The organism is Vibrio cortegadensis (assembly GCF_024347395.1).
In the GTDB taxonomy this organism is placed as follows: Bacteria; Pseudomonadota; Gammaproteobacteria; order Enterobacterales; family Vibrionaceae; genus Vibrio; species Vibrio cortegadensis.
Genome location: NZ_AP025472.1, coordinates 155,847 through 170,759, shown reverse-complemented (window position 1 = coordinate 170,759; position 14,913 = coordinate 155,847). Strand labels below are relative to the sequence as shown.

Below are 14,913 nucleotides of genomic sequence, written 5' to 3'. Positions count from 1 at the left end.
ATGTTTTTATATTAACTTTTAAATGACAACGCACTTTACACAAATCGATCACTTTGACGCTTTTATGATCGATCGACTTGGATAACAAATCTGCTGAGATGCGATGTTTTTTGTCACTATAGCACCAGCACCAGCAATTGAACCTTGTTCTAGCTTAATGTTCTGAATAACGGTAGAACCTGCTCCAACGTATACGTCATCTTGAGTTGTCACTTGTCCACATAACGTCGCTCTTGGTGCTATGTGATTATAACAACCAATATGACAATCATGCTCAATAATGACGCCACTATTAATCACGCTATGAGCACCAACAAATGCGCCGACTTGGACGATGGCCCCCGCAAACACTTGCACACCAGGTTCAATAACAGCAAATGACGACACTTGTGCACTCTCTGCAATCACCGTCTCGAACTGGTAGCCATGGAGGAGGTAATACTCATTAAGTTTACGCTTTAAGTGTGACTTTGGCAGCATACCAATGCCATTAACTAACACGACGTCATCAGGTAAAAACTGCAAGACGTCATCATCTTGCTTCAAGTGCTGGATACCGTTAAACACACTGCGTTGGCTGATATCATCGGGGCAAACAATGGCTATTATTTTCCGCTTTTGAGAGCGTAAAATATCCACTACCACGCTAGCATGGCCGCCGCCGCCAATGACGACAATAGGCTTAAGGTACGAATTACTCAAAAATCAAATCCCCTGCTTGATAATCTTGGCTTGCTGGTTGATTTAATAATGTCCAATAGTGGTATGGTGACATACCTGAGCCTGGACGTTTAATCGTGAGGTTGTCTTCTGTAATAAGCTCACCTTGTTGAATGGCTTTCGCTGCCACTAAACTTTTACGCGCCACCGCTTTATTTTTCACTTCGGAGACCGTTGGGCTTTTTACGCCAACACCTAATGCCACTTCGACTTGACGAATGGCTGTCACCATAGCCGTAAGCTCAGTAGGTTCTAGTGAAGCTTTATGATCGGGCCCTTCCATGTTTTTATCTAGCGTAAAGTGCTTCTCAATTAATACCGCACCACGAGCCACAGCCGCGATTGGGATGGTAATCCCTTCACTATGATCGGAATAACCGGCTGGCAATTCAAATGCACGCCCTAAGGTATCCATAGCTTTAAGGTTAATTTCAGCCATTGGAGCCGGATATTCTGTTGTGCAGTGCAATATCGTCACTTTTTGCCTCAGAGCTTTTTGGCCTTGCTCAGATGCATAAGCTTGTTGAAATGATAATTCCGTTGGCTCCGCGTTTTTATCAGCGGTATAACCGAAAGCGATCACCCCTAAAACGGCTTCAACTTCCGATAACGTTGCCATTCCGGTCGATACAATCAAATCACAACCTGTACGTGCATGTTCTAGTACCAATGGTGCATTTGTGATCTCACCTGAAGGAATTTTAAGGCGGGTTAGCCCTAAATCATTCACTAAAAAATCTAGGCTTTCAGAATCAAAAGCAGTCGAGAGAAACTCAATGCCTAACGATTCACAATGCTTAACTAACTGATGGTGAACATCATAAGAAAGCTCTAATCGGCTTAACATCGCTAATTGTGATTCTTGCTTTTGAGTATTCGTCACTTGGTATTCTGCTTGAACCGCTTCTTCTGTTACTAAATTTTTTGCTTTAAAGGTTTGGAATTTAACAATGTCAGCGCCTGCGTGATAAGCAGCATCGACAAGCTGAAAGGCGAGATTTTCATCACCATTATGGTTAACGCCTGCTTCTGCAATAATTAAGGTCATGACTCTCTCACTCTACATCGTTAAAAGTTATATCGTAAAACGCTTTACTTGGGGTGAATTGCAACGATTTGATCATTTCAATGACTTGACCGCTGGTATCACCCTGACCATATGGATTATGAATATGTTCATCACCATCCTTGTAAGCACGAGAAATCGCGTTCTGAATGGCTTCTGATATTGATGACTGATCTGCTTCCACATTCAAAACACTCTTAGCGGCTAAGCGTCCTTTTTGTCTCGAACCTATATTGACCGTTGGAACATCAAACGCTGGAACTTCAATAATGCCACTTGATGAATTACCAATAACAGCAGTAGCGTGCATAACGGAACTCAGGTAACGAACCTGCCCTAAAGAAGGGATAGCGAACACTCGTTCTGGGTTATTACGCGCGTATTCTTCAAGGATTGGAATAATACGTCGCCCACCATCATCCGCATTGGGGTAGGTTAAAATAACTTGATGATCGGGGTACTCATCTAACGCATTGAGTAAAGCTTGGAAACTCTCTTCTGGCGCTTCATTACCTAGTGTTACGGGATGGTAAGTGACCAAAAAGAAAGGCTTATCGAGAGTAAAATCCAATGACTTGGATAGCTCAGGGACCGACATAAATGTTGCACGCTTAAGGTGATCTAACCCAATCGCTCCAACATTTTGTACTCGATTCGGATCTTCACCAAGCTGTATCACACGTTGGCGATACTCTTCCGTTGATGTGCCATGCAGGTAGCTAAGCTTAGTGATGGCATGACGAATCGAATCATCATATGCGCCTTCGGTGATCTCGCCACCATGCAAATGAACGATGGGTATACGCATGATCATGGCTGTTTGCGCGGCGGCTAACGCTTCAAATCGATCACCCAAAATAACCAATACATCCGGTTTCAAACGTGCTAAAGCATCTGAGAAGCCTAATACCCCAAGCCCCATACTTTTAGCCGTACCTACCGCAGAGTCTGATGAAAGAAGGATCTCAATCTTTTCATCAATCACAAAACCATCCGCTTCTATTTGCTGATACGTTTCGCCAAATTCTGGAGATAAATGCATGCCTGAAACCAAAAGTTGCAACTGAAGGTCTGGATCATTCTGAATATCTTTTAAAAGCCAAAAGAGCAGACCGTACTCTGCTCTTGTGCCTGTAAAAACGGCTATTTTCTTATTCATGACTTGCTTGCTCATAATAAACCGACTATCTCTTGTTATCTTTTTTACAACTACAGAGCTATAGGTGTGCTCGGCAAATTAATCAAATGCGCTTCAATCTGCTCTGACTGGGTTAAATCACCACGAGGCGCATCTTTAAACATAGGCAAACGATGCATCAACTGCCAAATAGGCCGAGTCATAACACCTGATTCGTTTGTTTGCTTTAACATGTCATCACGAGCTTGTACTGATGGACAAATCACCGCATTTAACCAGTAGTTAGATTGAGCATATTCAGGCTCAACCACAAATTGGAAATCACTCTCAGCAAAAAACGCTTGATAACGACCCGCCAACACTCGCTTCTGTGCTAGATATGGCTCTAGCACTTCCATTTGAGCGCAACCCAAAGCTGCGTTTAAGTTTGGCATGCGATAGTTAAAACCAGCTTCATCATGATAAAACTCATAAGGATGCGGCACTTTTGCCGTTGTCGTGACGTGCTTAGTTCGAGCGCCAAGCTCTGCTGTTTTGCATAACACCATGCCACCACCACCAGTGGTAATAATTTTATTACCATTGAAGCTGACCGCACCAAAATCGCCCAAAGTACCTGTATGCTTACCTTTATAGAAAGAGCCTAAACTTTCAGCAGCGTCTTCAACTAAAACAATATTCCACTTCTGACAAACGGCAATCAATTCATCTAACTCAACAGGGTGACCGAAAGTATGCATGGGTACAACCGCACGAATTGGACGTTTAGTTTGTTTATGAATACAGCCAGTATCTGTAACTTGTGCATGTTGCATTAAGTATTCATCCATGGCTTTAGGACAAAGCCCTAAACTCACTGGTGACACATCAACAAAGATCGGTTCAGCCCCCATATGGTGTAAGGCATTACACGTCGCGACAAACGTCAGAGCTTGAGTAATAACGAAATCACCAGTTTGAATACCTGCCATGTAAAGCGCGGCATGAAGTGCAGCTGTCCCATTAACTGTCGCCACCGCTTTTTTTGTACCCGTATAAGCTTCTATTTTCTGCTCAAACTCATCGACAAATTTGCCGACACTCGATACAAAAGTGCTTTGGATGGTTTCTAAAACATATTTCTGCTCATTACCATCAAATGTTGGAGCATGCAGTGGAATAAAGTCATTGGTTTGATAAATATCTCGCACAAACTCAACTAGTGGTGTCTTGCTCATTACTCAACTCTCTACGTTATTTGAAGCTTATCGATTAACACTAAATTAGGCACTCTAGATTACATCTTGCTATCAAGGTATTTGCCTGTCTCTTTGTGCCCGAAATCAGGGATCATGGTAAAGAATAATTTGACAACTTCTTCTTTGGTCCACTGACGTTCTGACTTCATTTGACCAATTTTTTGTTCAAATAATTCAAGAAGTTCTTGCTGATAAAGCGGATCATTTTTGATGATACCTAAATTATCAAAGCGACCCATATCTAGTGTTTCTTTATCGGTAAAAAACTCTTCAAAGTCTTTCTCACCCGTTGTATCACTAGAAGTAAACAAACATGGCCACTTCCCTTGTGCAGGTAATGTTTTAGCGAGTTCACGCGCCTCATCTTCACTCTCACACAAGTGTGGTTCATAACCAATTTGTTTCAAGTACTTAACGGCAATGTCTGCAAATGAAATTAGGTGTAGCGCTTCACTCAGTTTAGGGAAGAAGATGTCGCGGTTTTCGCCAAAGATACAAGACATCAAACAAAGCTCACCGGATTCTTGAGGGGTAACGAAATAGCGTTTGATATCGTTTGGCGCCACAATCGGCTGATTCTTTTGAATGCGTTGATTAAAGCCATGCAGAAGAGATCCATCAGAAAAGGCGACATTCGCAAAGCGGGCGGTTGAGATAGCCATCTGCTCACTCTTCCGCATTAGGAACATTTCCATAATACGTTTAGACGCGCCCATCATGTTGACAGGGTTAGCCGCTTTATCTGTCGACACACAGAAGTATTTCTTAGCTCCCGCATCAATCGATTGTTGAATAGTTTTATCGGTATTAAACACATTCACATCAATCATGCGCATTAAAGTAAACGGATCTTTTTCACTGCGAACATGTTTAAGAGCTGATAAATTTAATACGTAATCGTACTGTCCATCAGCTTTGATGAATGCGTCGTATTCTATAGAACCGATGTCTAGTGCAAAGGTTTGAAAATCACCATTGATATAGCCAAATGAGCTGCGAATATCACGAACCAACTCCACCATATTGTTTTCACTGATATCAACAACATGAAGCTTCTGAGGGTGACGTTTGAAAATTTCTTTGGTCACAGCCTGGCCTATAGAGCCCGCGCCACCTAGAACTAGAAAGCGAGATTCAGACACAATTCGCGACAGCTCAGCTTCATGGCTAGAGATATCTTGAGTAAAAAGGGCATCGGTGCGGCCGATAAGAGAGAGAGTTGAATTCATATGATGGCTACTTTTGTTAGTAATAGTAGGATTTTAAACCAAGGTTACGAATGGCGAAAGCGAAGTCCCAGCTAAAAGTGATTTCAGCTGGGACTAAATTACTCTATGTTCGAAGCGGTTCGCCACTTCACCGCTATTAACCCAGTAATATAGGTTAACCCTTGTGATAAATGCTTAATTTAATGGATTACTGTCACGCTGTAGATACTTTTGCCCAAGAGCTTTTGAACCGACATAATTTAAGTGTCCATTATCTTTGTAGTACGTTAACCCTTCTTTTGCGACGTAACATTGTTGTGAGTCACAAAGCAATTCTCGTGTATTGATAAAAAGAACTTGTGGATAGAGAGGCTTCACTTTCGCAAAGAATTCCGTTTCAAACTGCTGAAAGTCTTCAATAACCGCTCGGTCTTCACTACTTGAACAAAGCGTTGAGCCTTCAAAGCGTGATTTCAAAATTTCACATTTTGACTTATCGACAGGAAAATACGGCACATCCTCAACAATGATTAACCTCTTGTCCTGACTTAAAATATAGTCAATAGTGCTAATCATGCTAGATTTAAAGTTTTCTAAGGATTGCTCATAAGAAGGTGTATCTCCCTCTCTCATAAACCACGAATCATAAAATTCATCCACATATTTTGAATAACGAGCAGTCAGGACAACGGTGTCACCTTTGAAGTTCTCTATCATCTCTTGCGTTTGTTTGTTTTTTGCGGAGTACGATGTGAAACCTTCTCGCTTCGTATCATAACGCTCGACATCCACTAAGAATGGTGTCCCGCCGTTATATACAAGCGTCCCTTGTTTTTCTGCATCATTGGCTAATGAATTAAAAAAGCCTTCCATAGATTGCGCGTGTGAGTCTCCCACTAATAGAAAATCTGATTCTATATAGTCGGTCGAAAATTTGTTCTTATATTCAGGCCCACAGTATGCCGCTGTACAATCATTGTAATTAGTTGAAATAAAAACAGATAAGCGATCGTTACCTTCACCTGAGAACCGCTCAGGAAAGCCATCATGCTCTTTAGTTATTAAAACGGTTGAGAGCAACAAGGCAAACGGAACTCCAAGAAATAGCGCAAAGGTTTTACGTGGTGAAAATACATACTTGAATCTAAAAGCTTGCTCAACAAAATGATAACTCAGAACCGACATGACAAAGGTAAGCGTCAATATCGCAGCTTTAATTGGTAGAGTTTTCTCAATTGAAAGGTAGTTACAAAAAACATTGATCGGCCAATGCCACAGATACAATGAATAGGAAATCAAGCCGATATATGCGACAACCTTATTAGACATCAATTTATTGATAATCCCTTGGTTGTCTTTATCTTTCCCCGTAATTAACAAAATCACAGTCGCAAGGCATACAACCGCGGCGTTGATTCCAGGAAAGACACTCCCCTCTCTTAAAACAAAAGCCATCGCTACAATGCTAACCAATGCAATTATTGATAATAAATGATTCAATTTAGCGTTAATAACGGGTATGCGATGAAGAGTTAATGCTAACCAAGCCCCCATAAGCAATTCATATGAACGAGCGGGTAATAGATAGTAAGCACTGTTTGGGCTATAACGAGCAAGGTATTCTGACAATCCTAGAAATACAACGACCAGCAGTAGCACAAAAGATGAAAGGCGCTGTTTTTTAAACACTTTAAACAGCAACAGAAGAAGAGTTGGCCAAATGATGTAAAACTGCTCTTCAACCGATAGCGACCAAGTATGGATGAGAGGAACAAGCTGACTTCTTGCCCCCCAATACCCTGACGTTATATTGCTGAAATAAAAGTTACTTACAGAAAGGAAAGCCGTCCCGGCTCCATTTACTGTACGATAAAAATCTTCAGGTAAAAGAAAAAACCAGCAAGTCGTGAGAGTAAAAGCAAGTACGACTAGTAGTACCGGAATTAACCGCCTAACACGACGAAGGTAGAACTTCTTGTAGGAGAACTCTCCTGCGACAAGGTCTTTGTACAGTATCGAAGTAATTAAGAATCCAGACAGGACAAAGAATACATCGACACCGACATACCCACCAGAAACCGAAGTAAACCCTGTATGAAAAAGAATGACGATAACAACAGCCAAGGCCCTTAAGCCACTGATATCATCTCTGTATCCACTTGCAATCATTAATCACTCATAAAATAAAAAATAAAGAGTGGTGATTATACAGACAAAAAAAACACTTCAAAAGTACTAAATCAATCACTCCTCACTATTGAAACTGAATAATTAAATCATTCATCATTAGCTTCTCTGAATTTTAAATAAAACTCTTTGTGATTTTTCAAAACTAACCTGTTTACAAATCCGCTCATAAATTTTTTCCATTTCCTCTTAATCTTATGCTGACCCAACAGCTTAATATAATTAGATAAAGGGAAAAACTCTGCCCCACCAAACCCATCAATTATATAAACTTTAAGTTCTTTATTTTTATTACAAACTAATAAATTACTCGTAACCAAGTCACTTGGTATAATATTATTATCAATGAGATACAACTCTAATATTTCAAGTTGACGATAAAATTCATTTAATTCATCATTTGTTCTATTATCAGCTATATAGTCGTAAATATTTTTGGATATTTCTTTTGAATCATCAAGAATAACTTCTTGCTCTATTCCGATAAGATCATCTTTCTCTATGAATTGGAAGATTTGAGGAATATGTGCAAATGATTTATTTTCTTTCTTCAAAAGTTTGAAATATTTAATTTCTCGCAATGATTGTTTGGAGTTTTTCTTATGGCTCACTTTAATACAACGAGAACTGTCATCAGGGTCTTGATAGCACGTTCTTTCACTGCCTTTTCCTATAACTTCCCATTGAGTAAAATCACGCATTCATTGACCTCTTAATTCCAGCTTTTGTGTCACTATATCTACCGCCCTTACCGCAAATTAGATACGTAGTAAGGGCTGTAATTACGATTGTTTGTATTTAAACAACTACTTCCTAAAGCGACTGATCTTCTCGAGCGCTTGCTGGACGTATTGATAGTTCATGGTTTCATCTTTTAACGGGCGATAAGAACTATCAAGAATTTGAGATTGCCCCGTACCATTTACTTCAATGATCACATCATCATAGATAATAGCGTATCCACTGTAACTTGAACTCATGATCCAGTCGCGTTTCACCTTGTCACCAAACAAATCAGCACCTGTAGAGTAGCTTTCAACTTCACCCGTTGACCCTAAATAATGATTCATTAATGTAGGGGCTACATCTTCATGGGAAGTGGTCAGTTTCGCATTATCAGCCAATTGACCAACAGAACTGACGCCTGGGCCGAACATCACAAATGGCACATGGGTTTGAGCGCGAGTGAAGTTGCTATTGTGTCCCCAGTAGTTTTGTTTGTTGTCATTCATCTCTTGGCTGTGATCACCAGTGATAATAACAAGTGTATTTTCCAAATCACCTGCTGCTTTGAGTTTATCTAAAGCACGTTTCACTTGGGTGTCGACATAACGAACACTGGTTTTGTAGCGATTAATGAAACCTTCTCTATCGGAATCGTTATCTAGTTCAAGATAATCAACCCTATCAATCATCGGCTCATATTTATGCTCAAAATCAGCCGGGAAGTCATAGCCGTGTGGCGCATCATAAAATAAGAATGAAAATGCTGGCTTACTTTTATCGCGTTTATCATACCAATCCATCCAATCTTCCGTTAAACGTTTATCACGAGCGGATGGGGATCGACCAATAGAGGTAACGCGTATATCTGGCACATTTACGAATACAGTTTGGTGGAACTCTGGGCTCGTTAGGCGAGCAGCTGAGAATAGACCTAGTTGGTAATCAAGCTCTTGTAATCTATCAACCAATACTGGTGACTGTTGGTTGGCAAGGAAGCCGTGCCAATAAGTTCCAGGCAGCCCATAAAATAGACCAAAGATACCAGTACGAGTAGCGTTACCGGTTGCGATATGATCCTGGAACATTACACCATTTTTCGCGTATTCCCACATATATGGTGTGTTATCTGCGTTAAAGGTATCCGCTCTCCATGAATCGACTACAACGAGTAAGATATTGGTTGGTGCTTCTACAGCATTAAATTTCACTGGCGTCAGTGGATAATTTAAGTCACTTTTCGGACGAATACTCATCGCTTTTTGTTGTTGGATTGCTTTGAGATCGATCCAACCTCTTTTTTCCATAAACGAGTTTGCTGTTGCAGGATAAAAAACCGGAAGGTAACGCTTAACCATAGTGACAGGCTGATAAACATTTGCCGCCGCCCAGATATGGGTAACATTGGTTATTAATAACGTAATAAACGTCACCCAAGCAAATTTCTTACCGAGTTTGTAACGATTTAATGGCGCTTGTCTCACTGGGTTATTACTGCGTTCTAGCCAAGTTACTACTGCAAATTGAGCAGCAAGCAAAACCAACACGCCACCAATAACGGTTAACCACGTCACTAATGGAAAACTCACCACCTGTCCAGACAATACAAGGTCAAGAACGACCGCATTTATATGAAAACGGTATTGCGCAAAGACAATCGTATCAATGAACAAAACAGCAATGCCTAAGGAAGCAATGACCGCTTGAACAATGTTTCTACCACGCTTAGGCAACAGCAAAGCAGGCATAGAGATCAAACCGATCAATGCCGCGAGCAATACCATTTGGCTAAAGGTTCCAGCGAACAGAAACACAATAGTAAGAGAGTCGGATGGGAACTCAGGTAAAAATGCGTAGTAACGGCAAGCAATCGCAATGGCCACTAGCGCATTAAAGAGAATAAACCAGCCATGCGCATGAAGTTTTTGCTTAAACGGCATTGAATCTTCCTATACTGAACGTGATGATTGACGACCAGCACCGCGCTGATAGCCACTAAATAAATACTGGAACTCAGGTTCGTTCCATTGAATATTACGTTTTTTCTGTTCTTTCTTAAACGAGCGCAGCAAACGATCTAGGTTACTTTGCTTCCATTTCCCATTTGATGCGACCGGCTCTTGGGCACATTTATCGAAATCGATAATCCACACCTTGTTCTGCCCATCGATTAAGATATTGTGGATATTAAGATCGGTGTGATTCACGTTTGCCTGATGCATTTTCGCGACTTCGCAACCAATAGAAACATATTCATCTCTGCTCAATGATCTTGTTTGTAATATATCCACTAAATCCTTGGCGTTGGGTATTTTTTCACTTAACAAATCAGCTTTATAGGTTAAGCCCATTTTTGTCACGCGTGCTGCGATTGGCTTAGGTACATTTACGCCTGCATCAATTAACAGATGGAGTAGGTTAAATTCTTCAGCACTACGCGACTGGTTCCAGTCAGTAAACCAGTACTGATCCTTAACTAACTTACCAAACAAGCCACCACGTCGATAATGGCGCAAAGCAGCTTGCATAGTTTCAAGCTGCACAAACCAAGTCGTTCCTCGACCAGTCGCACTACCTGTTACTTTGCTTTGTTCATGCCAATATTTCGCGTCGAAAACACGTTCAACCGGTTCTTTGAGTAGTTGGTCATCAAACCAAAATGCTTGGTTAGCCATTACGATATGTTGAATCATATTAGGTGCTATAAACCGATAATTAAGTCAGTGCTATAAATGAAAGTAATGGCTAACAATGATCGTCAGCCAAATAAAACCGGCGAGAACCAATGCAACTAAAACCGCAGAAGAACCGATATCCTTTGCTCGGCCACTGAGTTCATGGTGCTCAACGCCGATACGATCGACAACCGCTTCAATCGCAGAGTTAATCAACTCCACAATCAACACAAGCACAACTGAACTTAACATCACAAGACGTTCTAGCATCGTCACATCAAGCCAACATAACAACAGAATAGCAACCACTAATAGACCAAGCTCTTGTCGAATGGCAGCTTCATGCTTAAAAGCGGCTTTTAACCCCTGTATAGAGTAACCAGTGGCCTTAATTACACGTTTAATACCAGTATTACCTGGTTTTCCTTGATTCACCTGTGTCATAGTTCTCTATTCTGTCTTTTGTTAAATAGGTCTAGTGCGCGCTATTTTACATTTATCTCGTCTATCTGCATAATCTTAGCCAATTAATTTTATGAGCCTTCATTATGCCTCTCTTTTCTCAAGCGCCTGATTCTGTCTGTTTTTTACGGCTTTCCGCTATTGGTGATGTTTGCCATGCCGTTTCAGCGATCCAAGCTTTGCAAAGCCATTGGCCTGAGACAAAAATCACTTGGATTATAGGTAAAGTAGAAGCTCAACTACTTGACGGGCTCGATGGTGTTGAGCTCATTGTTTTTGACAAGAAAACCGGCCTCTCAGGCATGAGGCAAGTATGGCAACAATTAAAAGACCGCAAGTTTGATGCTTTAGTTCACATGCAGTTAGCATTAAGAGCCAGCTTTCTAACGACTGGCATCAAAGCCAAGTATAAAGTGGGATTTAATTTTAAACGTGCCAAAGAAGGACAATGGCTATTTACCAATAAGAAAATACCGGATACTCAATCACAACATGTACTCGATAGTTTTTTCTCTTTTATCCATTATTTAGGCGTACCACCAAGTGCTCCCAACTGGCAACTACCGATTACTCAGCAAGACTTTGATGCTGCCAACAAGCTTCTCCAACAACTACCAACAATTTTAGTTTGTCCTGCGGCCAGTAAAGACGAACGCAATTGGCTAACAGAGCGTTATGCTCAATTCGCAGATCATGTGATTGAGCAGGGGTATCAAGTGGCTTTATGCGGATCTCCCTCACAAAGAGAACAACAACTCACGCAAGCCATTCAAAGCAAGATGAAACATAGTGCTCTTAACTTAGTCGGGAAGACCACATTAAAACAGCTGACGGCTGTGATTAAGCTTTCAGATTTAGTTTTAGCGCCTGACTCTGGCCCTGCTCATCTAGCCACCACTCAAGGCACTCCGGTTATCGGCTTGTATGGACACAGTAATCCAAAACGAACAGGTCCATATAATAATTTACACAATGTGGTTAGCGTCTATGATTTATTCGCAGAGCAACAACACAATAAACCTGTCGAGCAATTAGCTTGGAGCACTCGAGTAAAAGGTGATCACGTGATGGCAGAGATTTCACTTGAAGCAGTGATCCAGTCATTTGAACAAATAACAAAAGGTAACGACTCAGATGCCCAATAGCAATACACCTACCATCGCAGTTGCACTTATCGTTAAAAACGAAGCACAAAATCTTGATGCCTGCTTGCGAACTGTCACTGATTGGGTTGATGAAATCGTAATCTTAGATTCAGGCAGCAGTGATGACACGAAAAATGTCGCCCTTAAATACACCGACAAATTTTATGTTAATGAGAATTGGCCTGGATTTGGGCCTCAACGAAGAGTCGCTCAGCAGTATATAGAGTCAGATTTCGTGTTATGGCTAGATGCTGATGAGCGAGTCACTCCAGAATTAAAGCAGAGCATCCAGCAAGCCGTAAGTACTAATGAAAAGAATACGTTATATAGTATCTGCCGTCTAAATTGGGTGTTTGGTCGCTATATCCGCCATTGTGGTTGGTATCCTGACAATGTTGTTCGTCTCTACCCAACGCAACTTACCCAATACAACGATGCTCAAGTGCACGAAAAAGTGGAAGTTACTCAGGGGATGCAGATAAAGCAACTCGATGGAGATGCCATCCACTTTACTTATAATGATTTACAGCATTATTTAAGGAAGTCGAACTCGTATGCTTTAGCCTGGAGTGCAGATAAAGCAAAACAAGGTAAGAAAGGAAGATTTTCTCAAATCATTACTCATTCCATCGCCTGTTTCATTAAAATGTATATCATTAAAGCTGGTTTTCTCGACGGCAAACAAGGATTACTGCTTTCGCTTCTATCAACGCATTATACCATCATCAAATATGCGGATTTGTGGATTCGGACATCGGCTAAAAAACCTGATCAAGCATTCTAAAATCACGCTCAAATTATTGATAAATAAGGATCAAACATGCATATTTGCCATGTTAACTTAGCTACGGGGTTTAGTGGTGGTGAAAGACAAAATTTAGTGCTAATTAAACACCAAATTGAAATGGGTTATGACATAACAGTTGTTGCTCACCCCAGAAGCTCTTTTTATGATGAAGTAAAAAAATTGCCATGTCGGTTATTTCCTACCAAACATTTTTTATTCAATCATAGGCGATGTATTACTAATGATTGCACGGTGATGCATGTCCATGAAGGACGAGCTATCTACTGGGCGTATATACAAAAATTGTTGTTTGGAATTCAATATATAATAACAAGAAGAATTGATAACCCATTAAAAAACAAAAGATTATCACGGATGGCATATGCTGCTGCTGCTCATATTACTGGTGTGAGTAATAAAGTAGTTGAAGTGGTATTAGGGCGTCATCCTGATGCTAAGTGTTCTTTCATTCCCGACTCTCCTGCGCGTTATTCCTACGATCCTGTTGCTGTACAAAAAATAAGAGAGCGGTTTAGCCATAAATTTTTGGTCATAAAAGCCGCTAAAATGTACCCTCATAAGGGGTTTGATGTCGCGATAAACGCGGCAAAAGAGCTGCAATCTCAAACGGATATCCACTTTGCTTTGCTTGGCGATGGGCCAGAAGAAGAATCACTTCAGCAGTTAGCACATGATATCGGCAACGTATCTTTGGTAGGCAATCAACCGAATATTGGAGATTGGTTCGAGGCGGCAGATTTGTTAATTCATACCTCCTACACTGAAGGGATGGGATCGGTAATTCTTGAAGCGATGGCTGCAGGCCTTCCTGTTATAGGCTCCAAAGCCGGAGGAATACCTGATGTAATCCAAGATAGCGTTTCTGGATTATTATTTGATGTAGGGGATGCTGCGCAACTGAGTCAACTCATACAAAAGATCAAACAATCTGACGAACTCTATGAGCAACTCAAGTTAGGCGCCAAGAACAACTTAATTAAGTTTGAAATAGAAACAACAGCACAAGAATATGAAATCATATATCAACAAATAGAGCGTGGATGATGACCAAAAAAGTTTTATACCCAGGAACGTTTGATCCTATGACTAACGGTCATTTGGATTTAATCGAACGCGCGGCCAGTATGTTTGATGAGGTCATTATTGCGGTCGCGGCAAGTCCAAGCAAAAACACCATGTTTACCTTGGAAGAGCGTGTTGAGTTCTGTAAACAAATAACCCAACACCTAGATAACGTTTCAGCTCAAGGCTTCAGCGGGTTAATGGTGGACTTTGCAAAACAGGTCAATGCGAATGTGCTGATCCGAGGCTTACGTACCACCGTCGATTTTGAGTACGAATTTGGTCTTACGAATATGTATCGCCGCCTAATGCCAGGGCTTGAGAGTGTGTTTTTAACGCCAGCAGAAGAGTACTCTTTCATCTCTTCAACCATTGTTAGAGAAGTTGCCATCCATGGTGGTGATGTATCGCAATTTGTACCTAAAATAATTGCGGATGCTCTACACGCTAAAAATGGCGATTAGCAAAAAGCAAAAAACTG

14 protein-coding genes are annotated in these 14,913 nt (G+C 40.9%); 4 read left to right on the top strand and 10 right to left on the bottom strand.

What is annotated here, in order from left to right:
• Positions 1-48: 48 nt before the first annotated feature.
• The 10 genes from OCV39_RS00775 to OCV39_RS00730 form a co-directional block, all read right to left on the bottom strand.
• A complete protein-coding gene (locus OCV39_RS00775; RefSeq protein ID WP_261888732.1) occupies positions 49-702 on the bottom strand; it encodes an acetyltransferase in 654 nt (217 codons plus the stop codon).
• Entirely contained in the window at positions 695-1,768 is a 1,074-nt protein-coding gene (neuB, locus tag OCV39_RS00770) for an N-acetylneuraminate synthase (protein ID WP_261888731.1), read from the bottom strand. Before neuB ends, OCV39_RS00775 begins: the two co-directional genes overlap by 8 nt.
• Positions 1,769-1,775: 7 nt before the next feature.
• A complete protein-coding gene (gene neuC, locus OCV39_RS00765; RefSeq protein WP_261888730.1) occupies positions 1,776-2,960 on the bottom strand; it encodes a UDP-N-acetylglucosamine 2-epimerase in 1,185 nt (394 codons plus the stop codon).
• Between the two features lie 35 nt (positions 2,961-2,995).
• Positions 2,996-4,141, bottom strand: a complete 1,146-nt coding sequence (locus tag OCV39_RS00760; RefSeq protein WP_261888729.1) for a LegC family aminotransferase — start codon at positions 4,139-4,141, stop codon at positions 2,996-2,998.
• 59 nt (positions 4,142-4,200) lie between these two features.
• A complete protein-coding gene (locus OCV39_RS00755; protein WP_261888728.1) occupies positions 4,201-5,391 on the bottom strand; it encodes a UDP-N-acetylglucosamine 4,6-dehydratase in 1,191 nt (396 codons plus the stop codon).
• A gap of 174 nt (positions 5,392-5,565) precedes the next feature.
• Positions 5,566-7,539, bottom strand: a complete 1,974-nt coding sequence (locus tag OCV39_RS00750) for an acyltransferase family protein (protein ID WP_261888727.1) — start codon at positions 7,537-7,539, stop codon at positions 5,566-5,568.
• A gap of 107 nt (positions 7,540-7,646) precedes the next feature.
• Complete coding sequence (locus OCV39_RS00745) at positions 7,647-8,258, bottom strand: PhoP regulatory network YrbL family protein (protein WP_261888726.1); 612 nt, start codon at positions 8,256-8,258, stop codon at positions 7,647-7,649.
• A 105-nt stretch (positions 8,259-8,363) separates the two neighbouring features.
• Entirely contained in the window at positions 8,364-10,220 is a 1,857-nt protein-coding gene (locus OCV39_RS00740) for a DUF3413 domain-containing protein (RefSeq protein ID WP_261888725.1), read from the bottom strand.
• Positions 10,221-10,229: 9 nt separating this feature from the next.
• Positions 10,230-10,973, bottom strand: a complete 744-nt coding sequence (locus tag OCV39_RS00735; RefSeq protein ID WP_261888724.1) for a 3-deoxy-D-manno-octulosonic acid kinase — start codon at positions 10,971-10,973, stop codon at positions 10,230-10,232.
• A gap of 33 nt (positions 10,974-11,006) precedes the next feature.
• The gene (locus tag OCV39_RS00730) at positions 11,007-11,399 is read right to left on the bottom strand and encodes a diacylglycerol kinase (RefSeq protein WP_136994049.1); all 393 of its coding nucleotides are present in this window, start codon (positions 11,397-11,399) and stop codon (positions 11,007-11,009) included.
• A gap of 104 nt (positions 11,400-11,503) precedes the next feature.
• On the opposite strand from OCV39_RS00730, the gene OCV39_RS00725 reads away from it, so the two are divergent.
• From OCV39_RS00725 to coaD, 4 genes are read left to right on the top strand one after another with little or no spacing between them, the layout of a single operon-like run.
• On the top strand, positions 11,504-12,562 hold the full coding sequence (locus OCV39_RS00725) for a glycosyltransferase family 9 protein (RefSeq protein WP_261888723.1): 1,059 nt from the start codon (positions 11,504-11,506) through the stop codon (positions 12,560-12,562).
• Positions 12,552-13,346: a glycosyltransferase family 2 protein gene (locus tag OCV39_RS00720; protein ID WP_136994051.1), complete on the top strand. Its 795-nt coding sequence runs from the start codon at positions 12,552-12,554 to the stop codon at positions 13,344-13,346. Before OCV39_RS00725 ends, OCV39_RS00720 begins: the two co-directional genes overlap by 11 nt.
• Positions 13,347-13,382: 36 nt before the next feature.
• Complete coding sequence (locus OCV39_RS00715; RefSeq protein WP_261888722.1) at positions 13,383-14,414, top strand: glycosyltransferase family 4 protein; 1,032 nt, start codon at positions 13,383-13,385, stop codon at positions 14,412-14,414.
• Positions 14,411-14,896 (top strand): pantetheine-phosphate adenylyltransferase, encoded by a 486-nt coding sequence (coaD, locus tag OCV39_RS00710; protein ID WP_017052181.1) that lies wholly within the window; start codon positions 14,411-14,413, stop codon positions 14,894-14,896. The genes OCV39_RS00715 and coaD overlap by 4 nt, the downstream gene beginning before the upstream one ends.
• The last annotated feature ends 17 nt before the right edge of the window (positions 14,897-14,913 follow it).